Origin of the sequence: Delftia sp. DT-2 (assembly GCF_028401915.1) — a bacterium.
Taxonomy (GTDB): domain Bacteria; phylum Pseudomonadota; class Gammaproteobacteria; order Burkholderiales; family Burkholderiaceae_C; genus Comamonas; species Comamonas tsuruhatensis.
In genome coordinates this window covers 139,218-160,476 of sequence record NZ_JAQOTI010000014.1, presented here as the reverse complement: position 1 = coordinate 160,476, position 21,259 = coordinate 139,218, and the positions used below count along the sequence as shown (strand labels likewise).

General features: G+C 66.6%; 21 protein-coding genes. 7 read left to right on the top strand and 14 right to left on the bottom strand.

Going from position 1 to position 21,259, the window contains the following annotated elements:
• Positions 1–5: 5 nt before the first annotated feature.
• Positions 6–935 (bottom strand): LysR family transcriptional regulator, encoded by a 930-nt coding sequence (locus PO605_RS24185; RefSeq protein WP_047473878.1) that lies wholly within the window; start codon positions 933–935, stop codon positions 6–8.
• A gap of 63 nt (positions 936–998) precedes the next feature.
• Here PO605_RS24185 and PO605_RS24180 point away from each other — a divergent pair, with 63 nt between their 5' ends.
• Complete coding sequence (locus PO605_RS24180) at positions 999–1,616, top strand: LysE family translocator (protein WP_047327341.1); 618 nt, start codon at positions 999–1,001, stop codon at positions 1,614–1,616.
• Between the two features lie 343 nt (positions 1,617–1,959).
• Positions 1,960–3,198, top strand: coding sequence for an MFS transporter (locus tag PO605_RS24175; protein ID WP_047473879.1), 1,239 nt, complete (start codon positions 1,960–1,962; stop codon positions 3,196–3,198).
• Here PO605_RS24175 and PO605_RS24170 read toward each other — a convergent pair whose 3' ends face one another.
• Both PO605_RS24170 and PO605_RS24165 read right to left on the bottom strand, forming a co-directional pair.
• Complete coding sequence (locus tag PO605_RS24170; RefSeq protein ID WP_047473880.1) at positions 3,199–4,224, bottom strand: FUSC family protein; 1,026 nt, start codon at positions 4,222–4,224, stop codon at positions 3,199–3,201. It abuts the gene before it with no gap.
• A gap of 180 nt (positions 4,225–4,404) precedes the next feature.
• Positions 4,405–4,896, bottom strand: coding sequence for an EVE domain-containing protein (locus PO605_RS24165; protein ID WP_016447100.1), 492 nt, complete (start codon positions 4,894–4,896; stop codon positions 4,405–4,407).
• A gap of 129 nt (positions 4,897–5,025) precedes the next feature.
• Between PO605_RS24165 and yghU the strand changes: the two genes are divergently transcribed.
• The gene (gene yghU / locus PO605_RS24160) at positions 5,026–5,865 is read left to right on the top strand and encodes a glutathione-dependent disulfide-bond oxidoreductase (RefSeq protein WP_016447099.1); all 840 of its coding nucleotides are present in this window, start codon (positions 5,026–5,028) and stop codon (positions 5,863–5,865) included.
• Positions 5,866–5,872: 7 nt separating this feature from the next.
• On the opposite strand, the gene PO605_RS24155 is transcribed toward yghU, so the two are convergent.
• From PO605_RS24155 to PO605_RS24145, 3 genes are all read right to left on the bottom strand, one after another.
• Positions 5,873–6,556, bottom strand: coding sequence for a hypothetical protein (locus PO605_RS24155; RefSeq protein ID WP_047473881.1), 684 nt, complete (start codon positions 6,554–6,556; stop codon positions 5,873–5,875).
• A 75-nt stretch (positions 6,557–6,631) separates the two neighbouring features.
• Positions 6,632–6,889: a GlsB/YeaQ/YmgE family stress response membrane protein gene (locus PO605_RS24150; protein ID WP_012205794.1), complete on the bottom strand. Its 258-nt coding sequence runs from the start codon at positions 6,887–6,889 to the stop codon at positions 6,632–6,634.
• A gap of 167 nt (positions 6,890–7,056) precedes the next feature.
• Positions 7,057–7,692: a C40 family peptidase gene (locus PO605_RS24145; RefSeq protein ID WP_047473882.1), complete on the bottom strand. Its 636-nt coding sequence runs from the start codon at positions 7,690–7,692 to the stop codon at positions 7,057–7,059.
• A 191-nt stretch (positions 7,693–7,883) separates the two neighbouring features.
• On the opposite strand from PO605_RS24145, the gene PO605_RS24140 reads away from it, so the two are divergent.
• The 4 genes from PO605_RS24140 (at position 7,884) to PO605_RS24125 (ending at position 13,466) form a co-directional block, all read left to right on the top strand.
• Entirely contained in the window at positions 7,884–8,486 is a 603-nt protein-coding gene (locus PO605_RS24140) for an isochorismatase family protein (protein WP_016447096.1), read from the top strand.
• A gap of 202 nt (positions 8,487–8,688) precedes the next feature.
• Positions 8,689–10,575, top strand: a complete 1,887-nt coding sequence (locus PO605_RS24135; protein ID WP_272206990.1) for a propionate--CoA ligase — start codon at positions 8,689–8,691, stop codon at positions 10,573–10,575.
• A 167-nt stretch (positions 10,576–10,742) separates the two neighbouring features.
• Positions 10,743–12,131: a phosphomannomutase/phosphoglucomutase gene (locus PO605_RS24130; RefSeq protein WP_272206989.1), complete on the top strand. Its 1,389-nt coding sequence runs from the start codon at positions 10,743–10,745 to the stop codon at positions 12,129–12,131.
• Between the two features lie 15 nt (positions 12,132–12,146).
• Positions 12,147–13,466, top strand: coding sequence for a 3-deoxy-D-manno-octulosonic acid transferase (locus tag PO605_RS24125; RefSeq protein ID WP_047474046.1), 1,320 nt, complete (start codon positions 12,147–12,149; stop codon positions 13,464–13,466).
• 59 nt (positions 13,467–13,525) lie between these two features.
• Here PO605_RS24125 and PO605_RS24120 read toward each other — a convergent pair whose 3' ends face one another.
• The 8 genes from PO605_RS24120 to PO605_RS24085 all read right to left on the bottom strand — a co-directional run bounded on the left by PO605_RS24120 (position 13,526) and on the right by PO605_RS24085 (position 21,259).
• On the bottom strand, positions 13,526–13,939 hold the full coding sequence (locus PO605_RS24120; protein ID WP_043790155.1) for a type II toxin-antitoxin system VapC family toxin: 414 nt from the start codon (positions 13,937–13,939) through the stop codon (positions 13,526–13,528).
• 11 nt (positions 13,940–13,950) lie between these two features.
• A complete protein-coding gene (locus PO605_RS24115; protein WP_272206988.1) occupies positions 13,951–14,211 on the bottom strand; it encodes a type II toxin-antitoxin system Phd/YefM family antitoxin in 261 nt (86 codons plus the stop codon).
• Between the two features lie 82 nt (positions 14,212–14,293).
• Positions 14,294–15,724: a sensor histidine kinase gene (locus PO605_RS24110; protein WP_047474044.1), complete on the bottom strand. Its 1,431-nt coding sequence runs from the start codon at positions 15,722–15,724 to the stop codon at positions 14,294–14,296.
• A gap of 194 nt (positions 15,725–15,918) precedes the next feature.
• Positions 15,919–16,464: a phage virion morphogenesis protein gene (locus tag PO605_RS24105; protein ID WP_272206987.1), complete on the bottom strand. Its 546-nt coding sequence runs from the start codon at positions 16,462–16,464 to the stop codon at positions 15,919–15,921.
• Between the two features lie 106 nt (positions 16,465–16,570).
• On the bottom strand, positions 16,571–17,758 hold the full coding sequence (locus PO605_RS24100) for a phage minor head protein (RefSeq protein ID WP_016445074.1): 1,188 nt from the start codon (positions 17,756–17,758) through the stop codon (positions 16,571–16,573).
• A complete protein-coding gene (locus tag PO605_RS24095; protein ID WP_272206986.1) occupies positions 17,751–19,247 on the bottom strand; it encodes a DUF935 domain-containing protein in 1,497 nt (498 codons plus the stop codon). Before PO605_RS24095 ends, PO605_RS24100 begins: the two co-directional genes overlap by 8 nt.
• Positions 19,248–20,714 (bottom strand): terminase large subunit domain-containing protein, encoded by a 1,467-nt coding sequence (locus PO605_RS24090; RefSeq protein ID WP_272206985.1) that lies wholly within the window; start codon positions 20,712–20,714, stop codon positions 19,248–19,250.
• Positions 20,714–21,259, bottom strand: a complete 546-nt coding sequence (locus tag PO605_RS24085) for a DUF3486 family protein (RefSeq protein WP_272206984.1) — start codon at positions 21,257–21,259, stop codon at positions 20,714–20,716. The genes PO605_RS24090 and PO605_RS24085 overlap by 1 nt, the downstream gene beginning before the upstream one ends.

Sequence of the window (21,259 nt, the reverse complement as noted above, 5' to 3'; positions counted from 1 at the left end):
CCGGCTCAGGTCTGGGAGCGCAGCCACTGCAGCAACTGCGCGTGCACGCCATTCGGTGCAGGCGGGGCAGGGGACAGCAGGCAATAGCGCGATCCATCCTCCACAAAGCCCATGGGCGCCGCCAGCACGCCGCTGGCAATGTCGTCGCGCACCAGTTGCCAGGGGCCTATGGCCACGCCCATTCCGGCCACGGCAGCCTGGAGCGTGAAATAGAAATGTTCGAACTGCAGCTGCGGTCCCGAGGGCTGGGGCTGGCCGCTGTACTCGGCCCAGGTGGCCCAGGCGCCAGGGCGCGTGCGGCTTTGCAGCAAGGGCGCATCGGCGCGCAGCCTGGGCGTGTGCTCTTGCGCGTGGCGGTCGCACCATTGCGCCAGGCGATCGGGCCGGCAGACCGGGCCTATGCGCTCTGCGAACAGCGTTTCGGCATGGCAGCCTGCGGGAAGGGCGAAATCGTCGCGCCGTATGGCCAGGTCGATCCCGTCCGCAAACGAGAACGGGCCGCCGCCGGCCACCAGGTGCAGTTGCAGCTCGGGATGCATTTGCTGGAACTGTGGCCAGCGTGGAATCAGCCAGCGCATCAGCAAGGTGGGTTCGCAGGACAGCACCCAGCGGCGCGCATGCCGCGCGCGTGCGCGCAACTCCTGCGTCGCCTGGCGCATGCGCTCCAGGCCTTCATGCACGGCCTGTGCGAGATGGCGCCCAGCGTCGGTCAGGAAGACGCGGCGGCTGCGGCGGTCAAACAGGGTCACGCCCAGATCGTCTTCCAGCAGGCGCACGGCCCGGCTGATGGCGCCGTGGGTCAGATGCAACTCTTCAGCTGCCTTGCTGAAGTTCTCCCGTCGGGCGGCTGCTTCGAAGCAGCGCAGGGCCTGCAACGACGGCAGCCGCTTGCTGGGAGTCTGTGAATTGAGTTCACTAACTGTGTCAGAAAACATCGTTATGTATTTTCATGGAAGGCCAATACTATCCCGCGTTGCACTGAGTCGGACGGAGAATGCATGACCGAATGGATAGCTGTAGTCACCATTACCTTGCTGGCCGTGATCAGCCCCGGGGCGGATTTCGCCATGGTCACGCGCAACAGCCTGCTGCGCTCGCGCCGCGCGGGCATGCTCACGGCGCTGGGCATAGGTCTGGGCGTGCTGGTCCATGTCAGCTATACCTTGCTTGGGGTGGGGTTGCTGATGCAGCAGGCCACCTGGCTGTTCGATGTGGTCAAGCTGCTGGGTGCAGCCTATCTGATCTATCTGGGCGTGACCATGCTGCGCAGCCGGCCGGACGGAGAAATGGCCAGCCACCCGGCTGCCGTACTGTCCGACATGGCGGCGCTGCGCACGGGCTTTCTGACGAATGCGCTCAATCCCAAGACCACGGTGTTTGTGGTGAGCCTGTTCCTGCAGATCGTGGGGCAGGACACATCGCTGGCCACGCAACTGGCGTACGGCGGGTTCATCTCGCTGGCCCATGTGGGTTGGTTTTGCATCGTGGCGCTGTGCTTTTCCGCGCAGCGGGTCCGTGCCCGGCTGCTGGCCGTACGGCACTGGATAGACCGGGCCTTTGGCGGCATGTTGGTGGGCTTCGGTGTGTTGCTGGCCAGTGCCAAGCTGAGGCTGTGATGCCATGAAGGCCTGACAGGAATCGGTGGGGGAGGACGGGCAAAAGGCCGCAGCGCATGCGGCCTCTGTCCGGCATGCAAGGCCTGCGAGGTGCCATGGGGTGCCTCGCAGGCCAAGCTGTTTCTGGGGCAGCGGAAATGCCTGGCCGCGCAGCTGGAGCGCCTCACCTGGGCGTTCCAGTGCCACGGGCTATGTCGAATGCGCTGCCGATGCCCGCTGCCGCAAGCCGGTTGGTGGGCAGATGCCAGGGGCGCTGCTTGCGGGCGCCGCTTGGCCTATGCTTTCGATACTTCACACATCACCCACAGGGCGCACGGCATGTGCCCCCAGGAAACCGCATCCAATGGAAACAACAAGGCAGGGGGTGCATCCCTCATGGATCGTCGTGATGGCCGGCGTCAGCGCGGCCCTGCATGTAGGCAAGCTGCCGCCGGCCGTGCCGGTGCTGCAGCAGCAGCTGGGCGTGTCCCTGCTGCAGGCCGGCTTTCTGCTTTCCACCGTGCAGGTGGCCGGCATGCTGCTGGGCTTGGTGGTGGGCCTGGGGGCTGACCGCTGGGGACTGCGGCGCAGCATGCTGGCGGGCCTGCTGTTGATGGCGGGTGCCAGCGCCCTGGGCGCCATCGCCACGGGTTTTGCACCGTTGCTGGCCCTGCGCGCCGTGGAAGGACTGGGCTTTCTGCTGGTCGCCATGCCGGGGCCAGGCCTGATTCGCCGGTGCGTGGCGCCGCACGATCTGAGCGCGCGCATGGGCTGGTGGGGCACCTACATGCCGCTGGGCAGTGCCATCGGCTTGCTGCTGGGTCCCTGGGTGATGGCCTGGGCTTCCTGGCCGCTGTGGTGGCTGCTTCTGGGGCTGGTCTCTGCCCTGGCTTGCGCCGCCGTGTGGTACGGCGTGCCGGCAGACGGCCCGAAGGCACCCGTTAGTACATCGGCGGCTGGCGGGGGGTGGCGTCCGCGCCTGGCGCTGACTTTGCGCAGCCCTGGCCCCTGGTGCGTGGCGCTGGGCTTTGCCGTGTATTCGGGACAGTGGATGGCCGTCATCGGCTTTCTTCCCACGGTCTATGCCGAGGCGGGCCTGGGAGCGGCGTTGTCGGGCACGCTGACGGCCGTGGTGGCGCTGGCCAACATGGCGGGCAATGTGGCATCGGGCCGTCTGCTGCAAGGCGGCTGGAGCGCCTCGCGGGCGCTGCGCCTGGGCTTCGGCTGCATGGCGTTGTGCGCGCTGCTGGCCTATGTGCAATGGCAAGGCCAGCCGTTGGCACCTTTGTGGCTGCGCTTTGCTGCGGTAGTTGTGTTCTCGGCAGCGGGGGGACTGATTCCGGGCACGCTGTTTTCCATGGCCGTGCGGCTTGCCCCCGATGAGTCCACTGTTTCGACCACGGTGGGCTTCATGCAGCAATGGTCCAGCGTGGGCCAGTTTGCAGGGCCGCCTCTGGTGGCGGCCGTGGCAGTGCAGGCGGGCGGATGGCAGTGGACCTGGGTGGTGACGGCGGCCATGTGCGCCATCGGCTGGTGGCTGGCCGGAGCCATTGCGCGCATCAGCGCGGCGCCTGCAAGGCAGCGCGAACGCGCTGCCGCCTGATCACGCGTCGCGCGAACCTGTGAGCGCCTTCAGGGCCTCTTCCATCTGTCGTGCGTGGTCCAGCGCGGACAGCCAGGCCTCAGGCAGCGGCTGGGTGGGCGCCTGGGGGGCCGAGGCGGCCAACCTGCCCAGGGCGTCGTCGGGCTGCAGGGCCACCACGTTGCCATTGGCGGCCAGTTGCCGGCAGGCTTCGATCAGCCATTCACAGTGCAGGACGATGGCGCGCGGCATGAGGCCGCTGTCATGCGACATTCCGCGCACCAGGCTTTCGCCCAGCAGCAGCGCGCTGGCGTACAGGCGCACGGCATGGCGGTCGTAGCGCGCCGTGACGGTCTGCAGTGCCGCGCCACCCAGGCGTCCGCGCACGGACCAGCGGCTGGCGCTTTGCGCCTCCGCCAGGGCGGTGCGCAGCGCGCTCAGCGCATCGCTGCTGCGCGTGAGCTGGCCCAGTGCCACAGTGGCGTCGGGTGTGTCGTGGGTGGCGGTGGCACGCAGCGTGGCGTCCAGCCCGTCGGCCAGCTGGCCCAGCAACGCGCTTGCCGAACGTGATACGGCACGCAGCGGATTGGCCGTGAAGATGACCTGGCTGAACATCAGGCCCACGCCTGCGCCGACCAGCACGTCGACCAGCCGGGTTTCGCCCGCCGCGCTGGGCCCCATGCTGAGGACCAGCACCACGGAAACGCCAGCCTGTATCGGAACCACAGGCGGCTGCCCCAGCATGGCGGCCAGCGACAGCGCGACCAACGAGGCCAGGCTCAGTCGCAGCAGGGGAATGGTGTCGGGCAGCAGCCAGGCCAGTTCGCCGACGATGATGCCGATGGCGCAGCCCAGCACCAGGCCCCAGGTTTGCTTGAGATGGCTGGGCAGGCCGGGCGCCAGGCAGACCAGGGCGGTGACGGCGGCAAAGACGGGTCTGGGGTGGCCCAGCAGGTAGTGGGACAGTTCCCAGGCCAGCATGGCGCCCAGCGAGGCGGCGATGGCATCGCGCAGCGCCAGCCGCAGGCGGCCTGGCGCCGCGGCCATGCCGCTCTTGAGTGGTCCAGTGGTTGTTTTTGCTTTTGATTTTCGCCAGCGCACGAAGATGGTCCCTCCAGCTTGCGAAATCCAGGTTCGCAAATGCCCAAAAGCATAGCGGCCGATGCAGGGCAGGAGTGCAGGAAAGAGGCTTCTTGCTTGTAAGAAAGCAGCCCGTGCGAGGCGTGTTCAGCCGTGCCTGAGCAGGCCTTCGATGAAGCTCCATTCCTCGGGCGTGACCGGCGTGATCGACAACCGATTGCCCTTTTGCAGCACACGCATCTGCGCCAGTTCAGGATGCGCGCGCAGCTCGGCAATCTGCAGCGTGCGTGTCTTGCGCAGCGCCTGCACGTCCAGCGTGAGCCAGCGCGGCTTGTCGGGAGAAGACTTGGGATCGTAGTACGGGCTGGCCGGGTCGAACTGCGAGGCGTCGGTGCGCAGATTGCCGGCAATGCGGGCGATGCCGTAGATACCGGGCTCGGCACAGCTGGAATGCCAGTACAGCACCCCGTCGCCGACCTGCATGGCATCACGCATGAAGTTGCGCGCCTGGTAGTTGCGCACCCCGTCCCAGGCAATGGTGGCCTGCGGCGCGGCCAGCGCATGGTCTATGGAGTATTCGTCGGGCTCGTTCTTCATGAGCCAGAACTGGCGGGCGGAGGGTGTGGGGGCTGCAGTCATGCAACGATTGTGGCAAATCCCCGGACGCCGTGGCGGCGTTCTGCGCGCGGCGGCAGGAGTGTGTCAGGGGCTGGACAATGGCCTTCAGCCGGGCGCCTTTCCCATGCCCGCGAACCACAGGAATCCTGCATGTCCGACCGCTCCACCTATGTCCCGCCCGCCGTATGGCAGCCTGCGCCCTCGGGCGGCACCTTCGCCAACATCAACCGCCCGGTCGCCGGGCCGACCCACGACAAGACACTGCCGGTGGGGCAGCAGCCTCTGCAGCTGTATTCGCTGGCCACGCCCAACGGCGTGAAGGTCACCATCATGCTGGAGGAGCTGCTGGCGCTGGGCCATGGCGGCGCCGAGTACGACGCCTGGCTGATCCGCATCAGCGATGGCGACCAGTTCTCCAGCGGCTTTGTCGAGGTCAACCCCAATTCCAAGATTCCCGCGCTGGTGGACCGCAGCGTGGAGCCGCCGGTGCGCGTGTTCGAGTCGGGCTCCATCCTGCTGTACCTGGCCGAGAAGTTTGGCGCGCTGCTGCCTGCCGAGCCCGCTGCACGCACCGAGACGCTGAACTGGCTGTTCTGGCAGATGGGATCGGCGCCTTACCTGGGCGGCGGCTTCGGTCATTTCTATGCCTATGCTCCCGAAAAGTTCGAGTACCCGATCAACCGGTTCACCATGGAAACCAAGCGCCAGCTGGACGTGCTCAATCGCCAGCTGGCCGAGCACGCCTTCATTGCGGGAGAGCACTACAGCATTGCCGACATCGCCATCTGGCCCTGGTATGGCGCACTGGTGCTCAACGAGGTGTACGGCGCGGCCGAGTTCCTGGCGGCCCATGAGTACACGCATGTGATGCGCTGGGCCCGCGAGATTGCCCAACGGCCGGCGGTGGTGCGCGGCCGCCGCGTCAATCGCACCTGGGGAGACGAGGCCACCCAGGTGCCGGAGCGCCACCGCGCCTCGGACCTGGGCTGATCGCCATTTACTGGGAGCGGCCCCAGGGGCCGCGGTCCGGCTGGCGCCAAAAGCGCGGGCGCTTGCCGGATGGCTCGGCCCCGGGCTCGCCCTCACCCTCGCCCTTGTCTCTGCCTTTGCCGTGCTCATGCAATTGCTTGCCGGTCTGCTCGACCTTGCGGGCCGTGCGTTCCAGCTGCGTGGGCAGATGCGAGGGAATGTCGAGCTCCGCCTGCTCGACCACGCGAATGCAGTCCTGGATGTGGCGCTCTCCCAGGTAGCGCAGCGTGGCGTAGCCCAGGGCGGCCGCTGCAGCCTGGCCGGCCAGCGGCACGTACTTTGCCGCTTGGGTTGCCGTCATGCGCATGCCGGCAGCGCGTGCCAGGCGCACCACCATGTCGCGCGTGATCAGCTTGCCGATCAGTACCGAGCCGACCATGGCCACGGCCTTTTGCACCTGCTCGCGCTTGCCGGGGTCCAGCCTGTCCAGCTGTTCGGGCGTGAGGCCGAACTCACGGTTGATGCGCGGCAGCAGGCGCGCCAGCAGGGCTGCGTCAACCAGCCAGTCCAGCCCCGGGATCGGCAGGCTGCTGGCTGCGGCTCCCACCAGCGCACGCCGGTGCAGCAGCTTGCGCGCGCTCTCTGCGGCCTGCGCCACATCGTGGCGCGGTGGTGGAGGGGGAGGGGTCTTGTCCGATGTGCGAAAGATCATGCGTGCCAGTGGGTCCGGGGCAGATGTCGATCAGGAGAATGCGCCAGCTGGAGGAGGCGGCTGGCGCCGGTGCGGTCAGCGTGCGCTCTTGCTGCGCACCAGGCTGTAGATGAAGAGGATGACGATGGCGCCAACGATGGAGGCGATCCAGCCAGCGGGCTGTCCGGCTTCATACCAGCCCATGGCGACACCGACATAGCTGGCAAGAAACGATCCTGCCACACCAAGCAGGATGGTCATGATCCAGCCAAGGCTGTCGTCGCCGGGTTTGAGTGCGCGCGCCAGCAGGCCAACGACCAGGCCAACGATGAGGGTGCCAATCAAGGACATCATGCTTTTCTCCGAACTGAAGCTTCCATGCCGCGACTCTAGGGCCCGGCGCATGCCGGCCCTGTCGGACAGCGTCTCAACCTGGGACGAAGGCAGTGCAGTGCCCTGAAAAACAAAACGCCTGCATCTGCAGGCGCCTGGACTGGGGGAGGGCAGACAGCCCGCCGTGGTTACTGCAGCTGGCTTGCCTGCATCTGCATGGCCAAGGCAGCCTTGCTGGCATCCAGGCCCAGGCCGTCGGAGTCCTGCACGCGACGGGCGCCATCGAAGCGGCGGGCCCAGTAGGCGCTTTGCATGCTTTCCACGCGCACCTGTGCACCGGTGCGGGGGGCATGAATGAAGTTGCCGTCGCCGACATAGATGCCGACGTGGCTGAAGGCGCGGCGCATGGTGTTGAAGAACACCAGATCGCCGGGCTTGAGTTCGTTCTTGTCGATTTTTTCCGTGGCCTGTGCCTGCTGGTCAGCGCGACGCGGCAGGACCTTGCCCAGGGTCTCGGAGTAGATGGCACGGACAAAGCCGCTGCAGTCGAAGCCGGTCTCGGCACTGTTGCCGCCGCGACGGTAGGGAACGCCGATGAAGCCCATGGCGGTCACGACCAGGTCGGAGGTCTTTTCGGCGACGCTTTGTCGTGCTTCCTTGACGAAGTCGGAAGTGCGCTCCGCCATGTGGTGGCGGGCTTCGCGCAGCTGCGAGATGAGGCTGCGGTTGACCAGCAGCTGGTTCATATCGTCGTCACGCATCTCGGGCGGGGCCGCGTGTGCAGTGGCGCTGACGAACAGGAGTGCGATAAGCCATCGGGACATGGGGCGCGAGATTACCACGCAAAAACGTAGGACAAATTCGATAAGACCCCCGAAGGCCCGGGTTTTTGAGCCACCTCAGGAATCGCCGGCGCCCGGCGGTGATGGCCCCCAAGCTGCGACAATAGCGGGCTGTCCTGTTTTCCGATAAGAAGGGCGGCGCGCGCCGCCTCGTATTCCAAGAAAGATCCGCCATGCTGCTTGAAGCCTCCGACTCCCAGCTTGTACTCGTCGATTACCAGGAGCGCCTGATGCCGGCCATCTTCGAGGGCCCGGCAGTCCTGGCCAATGCCGTGAAACTGGCTCGTCTGGCGCATCTGGTGGAAGTGCCGGTGTTCGGCACCGAACAGAACCCCTCGCGCCTGGGTGCCAACGATGCCCAATTGCGCGCGCTGTGCGACAGGACACTGTCCAAGATGCATTTCAGCGCCGTGTCCGAAGGACTGGGCGAGTGGCTGCGTCCGCCTGCACGTCCCCAGGGCGGCAATGCGCGCAGCCTGCCCAAGCACCTGCAAAAGCCCCAGCAGCAGGCGCCCGAGCGCAGCATGGTGGTGATTGCCGGCTGCGAAGCCCATGTCTGCCTGCTGCAGACGGCGCTGGAACTGCTGGAAGACGAGTTCGACGTCTGGGTCGTCACCGATGCCTGCAGCTCGCGCACCGAGCGCAACCGCGATGCTGCCTTCGATCGCCTGGCCGGCGCGGGTGCCGAACTGGTGACCACGGAGATGGTGGCCTTCGAGTGGCTGCGCAGCTGCGAGCACCCGGCCTTCAAGGATCTGCTGGCCCTGGTCAAGTAAGCGGCTGAAGCGATGGTTTTCGTCGAGGCGCCTGCACGGCGCCTTTTTTTACGCCCGTCGCAAGGCGGGGCCATGAAAGACGAATGGGACGGAGGGGGCCGGCCCGGGTCGCTGTGCAGGATTTGTCAGCTTTGGGCAAGCGCATTATGAATAATTATGAATTCAGAAGCCGCCAATCCATGACAACGACAGGAGACAGACAATGGCCCCGCGTTTCGACGATTTCCACCGCCGCTCCATCCAGGAGCGCGATGCCTTCTGGGCCGAGCAGGCCGGCCGCATCGACTGGCATGTGCCGCCCCAGCGCATCTGCGACTATGACAACCCGCCGTTCGCCAGGTGGTTCGTGGGCGGCCAGACCAATCTTTGCCACAACGCCGTGGACCGGCACCTGGCCGAGCGCGCCGACCAGAATGCGCTGATCGCCATCTCCACCGAGACCGGCACCGAGAAGGTCTATACCTACCGCGAACTGCATGCCGAGGTGCAGCGCATGGCCGCCGCGCTGCAGTCGCTGGGCGTGCAAAAGGGCGACCGCGTCCAGATCTACATGCCCATGATTGCCGAGGCGGCCTTTGCCATGCTGGCCTGTGCGCGGCTGGGTGCCATCCATTCGGTGGTGTTCGGCGGCTTTGCGTCGGCGGCGCTGGCCTCGCGCATCGACGATGCCGAGCCCAAGGTCATCATCAGTGCCGACGCGGGCTCGCGCGGCGGGCGCGTCGTGGCCTACAAGCCTTTGCTGGACGAGGCCCTGCAACTGGCCAGCCACAAGCCAGCTGCCGTGCTCATCGTGGACCGTGGCCTGGCGCCTGCGCCCATGCGCGCCGGCCGCGACCACGACTGGACCAGCCTGCGTGCGCTGCACGCCGACGTCCAGGTCGTCTGCACCTGGGTGGAATCCACCGACCCCAGCTACACGCTCTACACCAGCGGCACCACGGGGCGCCCCAAGGGCGTGCAGCGCGACACGGGCGGCTACACGGTGGCGCTGGCCGCCAGCATGCCGCTGATCTTCGGGGCCGAGGCGGGCCAGACCTTTTTCTGCACCAGCGACATCGGCTGGGTCGTGGGGCACAGCTACATCATCTATGGGCCCCTGATCGCGGGCATGGCCACCGTGCTCTACGAGGGCCTGCCCATACGCCCCGACGCGGGCATCTGGTGGAGCATCGTGGAGAAGTACCGGGTCACCCACATGTTCTCGGCGCCTACGGCCATCCGCGTGCTCAAGAAGCATGATGCCGAGTACCTGCACCGCCACGATATCTCCAGCCTCAAGGCGCTGTGGCTGGCCGGCGAGCCGCTGGACGAGCCCACGGCGCAGTGGATCAGCCAGGCCCTGGGCAAGCCCATCATCGACAACTACTGGCAGACCGAGACCGGCTGGCCCATCCTCACGCTGTGCAACGGCGTGGAGCAGCAGACCACGCGCTTCGGCAGCCCGGGCAAGGCCGTCTATGGCTATGACGTCAAGCTGATCGACGAGGCCACGGGCGAGGAACTGCTCGGCGCCGGGCAAAAGGGCGTGCTGGCCATCGAAGGGCCGCTGCCACCGGGCTGCATGCAGACCGTCTGGCGAGACGACCAGCGCTTCATCAACACCTACTGGAAGAGCATTCCGGGCCGCATGATCTACAGCACTTTCGACTGGGGCATACGCGACGAGGACGGCTACTTCTTCATCCTGGGCCGTACCGACGACGTGATCAACGTGGCCGGCCACCGCCTTGGCACGCGCGAGATCGAGGAATGCATCTCCGCCCACCCCCAGGTGGCCGAAGTCGCCGTGGTCGGCGTGGCCGATGCGCTCAAGGGCCAGGCGGCGCTGGCCTTTGCCGTGCCGCGCACGGCGCTGGAAGGCGAGGCCGAGCGCGCGGCGCTGGAGGCCGACGTGATGAAGCTGGTCGATGCGCGCCTGGGCGCCGTGGCCCGGCCCTCGCGCGTGGTCTTCGTCAGTGCGTTGCCCAAGACGCGCAGCGGCAAGCTGCTGCGCCGTGCCATGCAGGCCGTGGCCGAGGGGCGCGACCCTGGCGACCTCAGCACCATGGAAGATCCGGCCGCGCTGGCCCAGGTGCAGCAGCAGCTGTGAGGCAGGGCACGCGCCGCAACCGCTTGCAGCCGGGGTGATGTGCGGCGGCGCCCCTGCCTGCCGCGCCTACAAGCCTGCCGCGCCTACAATCGCGCCTTGGGCCGCAGCCGGGCCAGGTCCCCAGGCTGCGGCGCCCTGTTTTCAACCGACGAGAAAGCGTTTTCGACGTGCAGGTCGCATCTTCCATCTTCAAAGCCTATGACATCCGCGGCATCGTGCCGTCCACGCTCAACGAGGAGGTCGCGCTCGGCGTGGGCCGCGCCTTCGGCATGGCGGCCCTGGCGGCCGGCGAGACCGTGGTGGCCGTGGGACGCGATGGCCGCCTGTCGGGACCCTCGCTGTCCGCGGCGCTGATCGCCGGGCTGACCGAGGTCGGCATCGAGGTGATCGACATCGGCCTGGCCACCACGCCCATGCTGTACTACGCAGCCAGCACGCTGGCGCGCTCGGGCATCCAGGTCACGGGCAGCCACAATCCCAAGGACTACAACGGTTTCAAGATGGTGCTGGCCGGCCGAGCCATCTACGGCGAGGAAATCCAGGCGCTGCGCCGCCGCGTCGAAAGCGATGACTGGACGATCACGGGCACCGGCAGCGTGCGCCGCGCCGATGTGCGGGCCGACTACCAGGCGCGCATCGTGGGTGATGTGAAGCTGGCGCGCCCCATCAAGATCGTGGTGGACTGCGGCAACGGCGTGGCCGGGGCCTCGGCGCCCGGCATCTTCCGCGCCCTGGGCTGCGAGGTGATCGAACTGTTCTCCGAAGTGGACGGTGAATTCCCCAACCACCATCCCGATCCCAGCAAGCCCGAGAACCTGCGCGACGTGATCGAGGCGCTGCGCACCTCGGACGCCGAACTGGGCCTGGCCTTCGACGGTGACGGCGACCGCCTGGGCATCGTCACCAAGGACGGCCAGAACATCTTCCCCGACCGCCAGATGATGCTGTTTGCCAAGGACGTGCTCTCGCGCGTGCCGGGCGGCAGCATCGTCTACGACGTCAAATGCACGCAGCGCCTGGCGCCCGCCATCCGCGAGGCCGGGGGCGAGCCCGTGATGTTCAAGACCGGGCACTCCCTGGTCAAGGCCCGCATGAAGGAACTGGACGCGCCGCTGGGCGGCGAGATGAGCGGCCACATCTTCTTCAAGGAGCGCTGGTACGGCTTCGATGACGGCACCTACGCGGGCTGCCGCCTGCTGGAGATCGTCAGCCGCGAGGCCGACCCCAGCGCCTTGCTCAACGCGCTGCCCACCAGCTTTTCCACCCCGGAACTGAATGTGGCCTGCGCCGAGGGCGAGTCCCATCGCCTGGCCGCCGAACTGCAGGCCCTGGCCGCCGAGACCTTTGCCGCACCGGCCCAGGTCAGCACCATCGACGGCCTGCGCGTGGACTGGGCCGACGGCTTCGGCCTGATCCGCGCCAGCAACACCACGCCCGTGCTGGTGCTGCGCTTCGAGGGCCAGACCCAGGAGGCGCTGTCGCGCATCGAGACGCAGATGCTGGCGCTGCTGGAGCGCGTCAAGCCCGGCGCGCAGGTTGGCGGTGCCGCGCACTGATTTGCGCGCCAGGCGATGACTTCCCGCTCTCCCACGTCCTGGGCGCGCGCGCTGTACAGCGCCGTGACCTGGGCGGCGCAGCCGCTGCTGCGACGCAAGCTGCTGCGCCGCGCCGAGGCCGAGCCCGTCTATGCCGAGCACATTCCCGAGCGCTTTGGCCGCTACCAGCCGGCCACGCTGGGGCAGGACGGACGCGGCCGGTGGATCTGGATTCACGCCGTATCGCTGGGCGAGACGCGCGCTGCCGCCATCTTGCTGACCGCGCTGCGCGAGCGCCTGCCCGGCATGCGCCTGCTGCTGACCCATGGCACGGCCACGGGCCGCACCGAAGGCCGCCGGCTGCTGCAGCCCGGCGACCTGCAGGTCTGGCAGCCCTGGGATACGCCAGCGGCCGTGCGCCGCTTCGTGCAGCAATTCAGGCCCGCGGTCGGCGTGCTCATGGAAACCGAGGTCTGGCCCAATCTGGTCGCCATCTGCCGCGAAGAGGGCGTGCCGCTGGCGCTGGCCAATGCGCGACTCAGCGACAAATCGCTGGGCCAGGCACTGCGCGTGGCGCCGCTGGCGCGGCCCACCTATGCCGCCCTGGCCGCCGCCTGGGCGCAGACCGAGGACGATGCGCAGCGCCTGCGCCTGCTGGGTGCGCCCGTGCGCGGCGTGCTCGGCAACCTGAAATTCGATGCGCGTCCGGACGCGGCGCTGCTGGAGCGCGCCCGGCAATGGAAGTCCGGCCTGTCCCGCCCTGTGGTGCTGCTGGCCAGCAGCCGGGAGGGCGAGGAGGCCATGCTGCTGTCCGCCCTGCGCACGCTGGGGCCTGTGGGCCGGGCCGTGCAATGGCTGGTCGTGCCGCGCCATCCGCAGCGCTTTGACGAAGTGGCGGCGCTGCTGGCTGGCGGCGGCCTGCATGTCTCGCGCCGCAGCCAGTGGGTGGGTGGCCCGCCCTGCGGAGCTGCGGCGGATGACATCGACATCTGGCTGGGTGATTCGCTGGGCGAGATGGCCCTGTACTACGGCCTGGCCGACGCCACGCTCATGGGCGGCAGCTTTGCGCCGCTGGGTGGCCAGAACCTCATCGAGGCCCTGGCCTGCGACTGCCCCGTGGTGCTGGGGCCGCACACCTTCAACTTCAGCGAGGCCTCGGACCTGGCCTGCGAGGCCGGCGCCGCGCTGCGCGCACCCGACCTGGAGCACGGGCTGCGCCTGGCCGTGGACCTGGCCGGGGACCGCCAGTCCCACGCCCATGCCGTGGCCCAGGCGCGCGGCTTTCTGGACCAGCACCGTGGGGCCGCACGGGCCACGGCGCAGGCGGTGGCCGGGCTGGTGCAGCCGCTCTCCTGATCCTCCTGTGCAAGGGGCGCGGGCAGGCAAGACTACGCACCAAAGGGGCTTGTGCCCGTTCAGCGAAAGGGCGACTCAAAGGGGTTGACAAGCGCCACGCCAAAATCCGCGAAGTCTCGAATGTTGCGTGTGGCCACGACCAGCCTGTGGCGGATGGCCGTGGCTGCAATCATTGCGTCCTCATACAGCGCATCGGAGCGCCCGTGCATCAGCCGGGCCCAGATCCGAAAGCTCTCGGCATCCATCGGCAGCACGTTGTAGGAGGCGGAGACCAGATCTGCCCAGCGTTCGATTTCCCGGGCCTTCTCAGCATCCTGTTGCCGGGTCAGCTCGATGCCCGCCTGGATTTCGCCCAGGCTGACCGCGGACAGATGGAGCTCCGGCTCAGGCAGGGCTTGAAGCCAGGCCAGGACGGCTCCGTGGGGCCTGGGGCGCCGCAGCTCTGAAATGATGTTGGTGTCCAGCAAATACATTTCTGGCGCACTCAGTTGGCGGGCTCGACGGGCCTGCGGTGCGCCTGGCCGCGCGGCGGGATCAGCAGGTCTGCGCGGCCCGCTTCCGAGAGCAGCAGTTCCTTGAGCGACGCAAGTTCGGCAGCGGGATGCAGACGGCGCCACTCTTGCATAGGAACGAGCACGGCAGTGTCCGCGCCACGCCGGGTCAACACTTGCGGACCATCGGTCAGGCAGGCTTCGAGAAGCTCGTTGAAGTGGTCTTGGGCATCTTGTACAGGCCAGGATTTCATGATTGCACTCCTTCGCTCACGGGTTACAGGCCCAGTCTAGTTCCTGGACTGTTGGCTCTGCAATCCTGGGCCCATGCACGCATCAAGGGCCCGATCCTTCCTGCAGCACGGGCAGGCTCACACTCGCCAGCAGCCCTCCATCCTCCGCACTGAGCAGCTCGATGCTGCCGCCGTGCCGCTCGGTCACGGTCCTGGCGATGGCCAGGCCCAGGCCGCTGCCGCTCTGGCTCTGGTCGGGTACGCGGAAGAAGCGGTCGAAGACACGCTGGCGCCAGGCCTCGGCAATGCCCGGGCCACGGTCGCGCACCTGGAGCACGGCCTGGTCGCCCTGGCGCTGCAGGCGCACGCTGATGGTGGCGTGGGCGGGGCTGTATTTGATGGCGTTGTCCACGAGGTTGTCGATCAGCGAGACCAGGCCTTCGCGTTCGCCCATCACGCTCAGTGGCTCGCTGGCTTCCAGGGCCAGTTCCACCGGGCGGCGGCAGGCCAGGGCGTCGAGTGCGGCGAGCCGGTCTTCCAGCAGCAGGTCCAGGCGCAGCGGCTGCATGGCCATGCCGGGCGCTTCGGTCTCGCTGCGCATGAGCTGCAGCAGCTGGGCCACCATGCGGCTGGCGCGCTGGTTGCTGCGCAGCAGGCTGTCCATGAGTTCCTGCTGGCGCGGTTCGCTGCCAAGGCGCAGCAGGGCCTCGACGTTGACGTGCATGGCTGCCAGCGGCGTGCGCAGTTCGTGGGCTGCATCGGCGATGAGGTTGCGCTCGCGCTCGCTGCTGGAGCGCACGCGGGCCAGCAGGGCGTTGATGTCCTGCACCAGCGGCCGCAGCTCGGCATGTGGCGGCGCATAGGTGAGCGCGCTGAGGTCGTCGGGGCCGCGTGTGGCCAGCTCGTCACCCACACGGCGCAGCGGGCGCAGTGCCGCGCGTACCGACCACCAGGCCGGAAAGGCCAGGAAGGGCAGGCTGATCAGCAGCGGCAGCAGGTAGTAGCTGCGGGTGTTGAGGGTGATCAGCAGTTCCTTGAAGGACGGCAGCATCAGCGTGACTTCGGTCTGGCCCGAGGCCGAGCGCAGCGTGCTCATGCGCCAGGTCTGCCCTTCGAAATCTATGTCCTCGACCGTGTCCAGCACGCGGTTGCGCAGGGTGGGTGCCGGCGTGGGCGAGCGGTACAGGAGCTGGCCGCGCTGCCAGACCAGCAGCGTGGGCGTGAAGCGGATGTCGTCGTCTCCATCGCTGTATTCATGGCGCAGGGCCGTGTCCAGCGCGGCCAGGCTGTGCTGCTGGCGGTCCGGAAGGTCGGCCAGGTCCTCGGCCACTGCCATGACAAGTTCGTAGACAGGCTTGCTGACCAGCAATTCATTGTGGAAGTGGGCCATGTAGATGGCTGCCACCAGCAACGCGGTCCAGATCGCGGTGAGCACGCCCATCTGGGCCAGCAGCATCCGCCGGCCCAGTGTGGGCCGCAGCCAGCGGCGCCATCTCGGGCTGGCCTGTTGCCCCTGCACGGTCTGCGATGTCATGGTCAGGACAGGGGAGCCATCGGCTGCGAGTCGATGACATAGTGAACGGCAGTGAGATAAAGAAAGAGGGAGAGGTGCGATAAATCGGGAAAACCGGGGCAGATGTGGGAAGAGATGGGAAGGCAATCCGCAAATCTATTTCCCACTATGAAACACGATGATGTCTGCGCTTCTGGCCGCTTTGCTGGCAGCGGCTACTCGTCGAGCAAGTATGAGCGCACCAGGTTGACGACGCTATCCCGACCGGCCTGGGACATGCCCAGGAAGCGCCGAGCAGGAATGTCACCCCATGGGATCGGAAAGCTGCCATTGCGGCTTGCGTAGATGCCGAAGCCGAACTCGCCGGACTTGGCGCCGTAGTGGAACGTGCCGGCGTAGACCATAGGGCTGCCGATGCCCACAGCGTCCTCCCCCTGCACCTGGTAGTTGATCGTTGTACCCAGCATGCGCGTCTCGCCAGTGCCTGGCTTCTTGTTGGCGAGCCTGGCCTGGCTACCTTTGGTCAGCGTGCCGTCCTTCTTGCGGGCGAAGAGTGCGCTATACCGCGCCATCGTGACGGGCTTGTTGGGTGCCCAGGCATTGCCATCTGGGTCCGTGGCCGTCGCAAAGCGCTGCTTTGTCTCCTGGGCCTGGTCTTCACCGATTTCCTTGAGAACGGGCAGCAGGTTGCGGCTGCGTTCGACCAGGCCCTGCAGGTAGTCCAAACCGCTGCGATCGGTCAGCGTGATGATTTGCGGCATATCAGCCCCTTCGGTAAAATCACACAGCCTTGCACAGCATCAACCCCCGGGTGTTCAAACCCGGTTTCGTCCTCGAACGTTCTAGGTTGGGGGGTGCAAGGCTTTTTCATTGGCCGGTCTTGATCACCAAGCTGGTGAGCGACAGCGAGCGATTGCGCCGCCCCGACAGCACCTCCCATACAGCCCGGAACACCTCACCGTTGATCGTCTTGGTCGCCACCAGCGTGGCATTGCCGTGGCGTGAAGGGTTTCCAGCCCGCAACTGGTCGGGCTCGTTGAGCACGCTCTCAAGCAGCGCGAAATCCTCCGGCGACGCCGGGCGCTGTCCAGAGCCGTCGAAGCCATGCGATGACTGCACATGGCGTGGTGCATCAGCTGGCAGCAGCGCTGTGTAGCCCCGGGCATCCACACCGATCAAGGGCGCGATCGCGTCGGGCTTCTCCACGAATCCCAGCCACAGCGGGTCGCGGCGCTGGCGATCACCCAGCACCTCGCGCACAAAGTCGGGCACCAACTGCTCGGCGTTGATGTAGCGGTTGACGTCGCGCGACAGCGCGGTGCTGATCGCAGGGGGATAGTTGATCAGCTTGTCCTGCACAAAGCTGCGTAGGTCGTCGTTGGCCCGTGCGCCAGGCGCGTAGTCCCAGCCTTCATCAATGCCCGCAGGGGCACCTGTGGCCGTATCGATGTCATCCCATCCGTCGGGCGGCTCGGTCGCATCGTCCGGGCCAGGTGCGGCAGCCGCCACCACGCTGCACTGGCAACCCCAGCCGTTGGGGCCGAAATGCGTGTCCCAGAACGGGTGGTCATATCGGAGCGTAAGACGAATGTCACCCCAGTGCTTATGCAGCGGCCGGGGATGTGACACGCTGTCGTTGTGCACATAGCGCCAGTAGGGCCGGCGCTTTAGTAGGTCGGGGTCCAGCAGCTGCGCGCGCCGGCCGGCTGCATAGGAGGCCGTGATGTTGGTGCGGTAGATCACCCGCGTGCGCCAAGCCTCGCCTGCCGCGCTGCCCTGGCCGGTCCAGCCGGTCCATCCGTGCTTGGCCACGATCTCTGCAAAAGTCTTGCGGAACTCTCCAATGGAGCCACCCTGCACGGCCTGCTCCACCGCAGTACGCAGATCTGCGAGCAGATCGGCTTTCATTGCGCCGGCCACCATGAACGCCCGATCGTGCGCCGCGCGTTGGATGTCGCGCCATGTTTCGCTGGGCAGGTTCAGCTTTCTGCGCAGGAAATCGATCTGCTCCGCGAACTGCTGGCGCACGCCGTCGACGGTGTTGGCATCAGGCACGGGTGCTCTCCTGCTCGACCTTGTCACGCCCCTGCAGGTGCGCCAGCTCAAACGCCATGGCCATCAGCTCGGTCAGCTCCTGCGTGGGCAGATCGCTATAGGCATCGAGCAGCGCCTCCTGCAGGGCCTGGGGGTCGCTGTGCGTGTTGACCAGGCCGCGCAACTGCGCCACCCAGCCGGCCACGGTCGGTGCCGTCCCGGTGCCCAGCGCTTGCGCGGTATCAGGCGAGACTGTGCCTGCTGCTTCGGCAAACTCGGCTGGGGTGTTGACCGTTGCAGGGGGCTGGTCGACCACAGCCTCCTCAATGTCGCCATCCTGGAGCCTGTAGGTGCGCTTCCAATAGGCCGGTTTGAACTTCACACCCGATTCGGTGAGTGACTTGTCCCGCGCAGCCTGCGCTTGATTGACTTCCTCCTCCTCGTACAGCTCCACCTTTGGCGCCGGAGCCTGGGGGCCTTCATTGAGGTCTACCACCCAACGCAGCATCTGGTTGAGTGTGGCCTCGACCATCCGTGCATCACCGTCGCGGATCTCGGCCGCGACTTCCAGACCGGCCACCGCGCTGGCGCGTGTTGAGCTGGCTTCGGTGCTCTGGTTTTGCCCGAGCAGCGCGATCGACACCTCGGAGCGGCAGAACATCAGCAGCTCCTTGTAGAGGTCGGTGCTGCCCGCGCGATCGCCGGCCTCCAGGGTATCCACGCTCGCGTCGTCAGGGATCACCGCGACGGCGTCCTGGATCATGGATTCCAGACTGTCGAGCAGCTCGTCATTCTGGTGTTTGGGCGTGCCGCGCGGTGTTTTCGCGACCAGCCAGGGAGTTCCGTATTTCTCGGTGAAGGTCACCCAGAACTTGAGTCCTCCGCGCTTGAAGACCGTGGGCCAAAAGCACATGGACAGGTCCGCAAACCCATAGGGGTTGGCATAGCTCGCCTCCTGGCGGGCCAGCAGGAATTTACGGGCTGGCAGTTCCTCGCCCGTCATGGGCTGCTGGCGGCTGCGAAACCGCAGCTGTGCCTCCTGGTCGAACATGAACCACTCGCCCGGCTTTCCCACCACCGACAAGGGCGCCAGGGCACCGCCAAGCATTCCCCAATTGAGCTCCAGCGGCTGCCAGCCGTACAAAACTGCGTCCAAAACCTCATTGAGCAGCGTATCGGTGTCGAGGCTGCTGAAGATGTCGCGGGCCAGCCGAGTGGACCGGGCGCTGGCCTTTTCGCGGTTCACCCGCAGCTCAAGGTTCTTGACTGCTGCCTTGCGGCGCCGGATGCAGCCGCCCACATGGGCGTCGCTGCGCAGGTCACGGTACACGCGAATGTCCTTGCCCTGCCTCTTGAGGATCGGGTCGGGGTTAGGCAGCAAAAAGCCCAGGCCGAACAGATCCCCCGAGCGGGCGCGCGTTGCGATCTCATCGACCAGCGGAGCATTGGGCTTCTTCGCCTCGGCAAACGAGACGAATTCGGTGGGGGAAACATAGATTCCGCGAGTCATTTAGTAGCCTTCCAGGGACGCATCGAGGCGGCTACCGCGCGGGCGGCTGCTGACGTGCACAGGCCCCCACTGCATGCGTGCAGCGGCATGTGAATAGATGCAGGCCATGGTCGAGTCGCCATGGCTTCCATCGGATGTCTTGCCTTCCGGCATGCGTGGCACGCCGCGCACCAGGCGGATGGCTCGATGGCCTTGCAGCAGGCCGTCGTGCTGTGGCAGCAGCAGCGTGCCATCTTCCAGCGCTGCCTTGTACGGCGGCATGTTGTCGCGGTACCAGCCCTCAGAGGGCATCAGACGGTGCACTACGGAGCCATATCGGTCATGGGCAGCTTCGCCGACATAGCTGCCGTTGCCCTTGCTATCGATCACCATGCCGCTCTTGCGGGGCAGCACGTCGCCGATGCAAAAGAGCACCTGCAGCTGCTGGTTGTAGGGCACGTTCTTCATCTCAACGAGAAAGGGAATGCGCTGATGCAGATTGGTGGCGACCTCGTTGGGCGCGATCGACGACAAGTCGCCGGTGCGCCCGAAGTCCATGCCCAGGGCGTGACGCAGCCCCGGGTCGAACACCAGCAGCGGCTGCAGCTTCTCGCCGATCCAGTCCTGCATGACCCGCGCACGCAGATCGGGCGTAGCGTTGTTGAAATCCTGCGTGCCGTTGAAGCGGATCACCGGGTAGGGGCGCATGCGGCTTTCGACCAGGGCGCGCGTGAGCCATGAGCCGCCGCCCTGGGCCGGAATACAGAACAGCTCCTCGTCCTCGTTGGGGCGGTAGCGGTCGATCGTGGCCTTGCGCCAAGCGGCCTCGGCTTCCGGCGACCACACACGGCCCGTAACGGCCGAGATCTTGCGGTACAGGCCATCGCGCAACGCATCGTCCAGCGTGACCCGGTGCAGGCTGTAGTCATAGCGGCCCGCGCGCACGTCGTTGATCAGCTCGGCAAACGGGTTGTCCGCGCCATCGTGCGTGCTGATGATGCGGATCTGTCCGCCCCACATCGTCATCGCCATCGCCGCCTTCAGCAGCTCCTGGATATCGTCCACGAAGGCCGCCTCATCAATCACCAGGCGCTCACCAGGCCGGCCCTTGGAGCGCAGGTTGCGCGGGTTGCTGGTGAAGGCCTGGATCATGTGGCCGCTGTCGAACTTGATCGTGTACGTGAGGATCTGCTTGTCCTCGATCTCGATCAGCGACTCCTCGATCTGGCCCGCCGCCGCATTGAACGCCTTTGCCCAGGTCGCGCAGTCGTTGATGAAGCCCGCCGTCATGTCCTTGTTGTACGAGATGTAATAGACGTTCGCCCCCTCGGCGCTGGCCGCGTACAGCACGTCGTCTGCGGCTTCGGCGTAGCTGATGCCGATGCGGCGTGACTTCTCGATGATCTTGACGGGCGACTGGTCCTTGATCCAATCCACCTGGTACTGCATCAGGATGCCCGAGGCCTTTGCGACGGCGGTCTGCTCCATCACAGGGCTCCCATGATGGCCTCGCGCAGCGCCGCCACGCCATTGGCGGACAGCCCCTGCTGCTTCGCAGACTCCGCTGCCATCTGGCTCGCATCCTCCAGTGCCTTGCGGCGTGCGGCAGCCTCAATGGCGGCCCGCGCCTCCAGGCTGAATTTCTTGTTCGCCGCGCTGGCCTTGCCGATCTCGGCGGCGTTCTTGAACAGCTTGTTGACGTCGACATCCTTGGCGTCAATATCCAGTTCCATCAGCAGGTTGAGGATCTTCTCCTGCGTGATGCGAATGACGGCTGAGCTCAGCTTGTCCTCATCGTCGGGGGCGGCGTCGACCAGCGCACAGGCCTGTTCCGTGGCCATCTTCACGCGCGCCATGGACTGCTCGAATGGCGAGCCATAGCGCTGCAGGGCGGATTTGGAGATGTCTGCACCACGTGCCTTCAGGTCGGCCGCGAGCTGCACATAGTCGCCAAAGCCACGCTTGACCAGCTCGGCATCCAGCCACTCCTTGAGCTCAGGCGGCAATCCATGGACTTTGCTGCGAGGTGGCAT